We start from the raw sequence: 1,403 nt of genomic DNA, 5'->3' as shown, positions 1-1,403 counted from the left end.
GCAGCCATTCATTTAAAGAGTGCGTAATAGCTCACTGGTCGAGAGGTCCTGMGCCGAAGATGTCCGGGGCTCAAACATGCCACCGAAGCTATGGATTTGGTACCGTTGCTAATGCTTATATGGTAGAGAGGACAGAAAAGAGAGGACATCTTTATGCTGCTACGCAGCGAAGCGAAGGAGCAGCATTAGATACAACAAGCTAAAACATGCCATGTAGGCGATAGCAACGGTACCAAATGGTAGGGGAGCTTTCTTAGCGGGTTGAAGTCAGACCGTGAGGACTGGTGGACTGCTAAGAAGTGAGAATGCTGGCATAAGTAGCGAGAAATAGGTGAGAATCCTATTCGCCGAAAACCTAAGGTTTCCTCAGGAAGGCTCGTCCGCTGAGGGTTAGTCGGGACCTAAGCCGAGGCCGAAAGGCGTAGGTGATGGACAATCGGTTGATATTCCGATACCACCAGCAGCCGTTTGAGAGATGGGGGGACGCAGGAGGATAGGCTGAGCACACTGCTGGATATGTGTGTCCAAAGCACAAGGTATGCCTCTTAGGCAAATCCGGGAGGATAAGCTGAGTGCTGATGGGGAGCCGTAAGGCGAAGCAGCTGATTTCACACTGCCGAGAAAAGCCTCTATCGAGGATGCTGGTGCCCGTACCGCAAACCGACACAGGTAGGTGAGGAGAGAATCCTAAGGCGAGCGGGAGAACCCTTGTTAAGGAACTCGGCAAATTGACCCCGTAACTTCGGGAGAAGGGGTGCCTACCGAAAGGTAGGCCGCAGAGAATAGGCCCAGGCGACTGTTTAGCAAAAACACAGGTCTCTGCTAAGTCGAAAGACGATGTATAGGGGCTGACGCCTGCCCGGTGCTGGAAGGTTAAGGGGAAAAGTTAGCGCAAGCGAAGCTTTGAACCGAAGCCCCAGTAAACGGCGGCCGTAACTATAACGGTCCTAAGGTAGCGAAATTCCTTGTCGGGTAAGTTCCGACCCGCACGAATGGCGTAACGACCTGGGCGCTGTCTCGACAAGGGACCCGGCGAAATTGTAGTACAAGTGAAGATGCTTGTTACCCGCGATTGGACGGAAAGACCCCGTAGAGCTTTACTGCAGCTTAGCATTGAGTTTCGGTATTGTCTGTACAGGATAGGTGGGAGGCTGAGAAGTAGCGTCGCCAGGCGCTATGGAGCCGCCGTTGGGATACCACCCTGATGATACTGAAGCTCTAACCGGAGGCCATGAAGCTGGTCACGGGACATTGTTAGGCGGGCAGTTTGACTGGGGCGGTCGCCTCCTAAAGAGTAACGGAGGCGCCCAAAGGTTCCCTCAGTGCGGTTGGAAATCGCGCGTAGAGTGCAAAGGCAGAAGGGAGCCTAACTGTGAGACTGACAAGTCGAGCAGTGACGAAAG

At 53.4% G+C, this 1,403-nt stretch carries 1 protein-coding gene and 2 other annotated features (1 of these 3 running past the window's edge); the gene reads left to right on the top strand.

Annotated features, from left to right (window positions below; genetic code table 11):
- The first annotated feature begins 59 nt into the window (after positions 1 to 59).
- Entirely contained in the window at positions 60 to 203 is a 144-nt protein-coding gene (locus TCEL_RS13940; protein WP_198010692.1) for a hypothetical protein, read from the top strand.
- A 110-nt stretch (positions 204 to 313) separates the two neighbouring features.
- Positions 314 to 1,040: a sequence feature (23S ribosomal RNA rRNA prediction is too short), on the top strand.
- A 1-nt stretch (position 1,041) separates the two neighbouring features.
- Positions 1,042 to 1,403: a sequence feature (mutual gap in cmsearch alignment for this rRNA model is longer than 100), on the top strand (it continues 798 nt past the right edge of the window).

It is taken from the genome of Thermobrachium celere DSM 8682 (genome assembly GCF_000430995.1).
Taxonomy (GTDB): Bacteria; Bacillota; Clostridia; order Clostridiales; family Caloramatoraceae; genus Thermobrachium; species Thermobrachium celere.
Note: the sequence above shows the minus strand (reverse complement) of the source record. Positions and strands in the feature narration are given on the sequence as shown.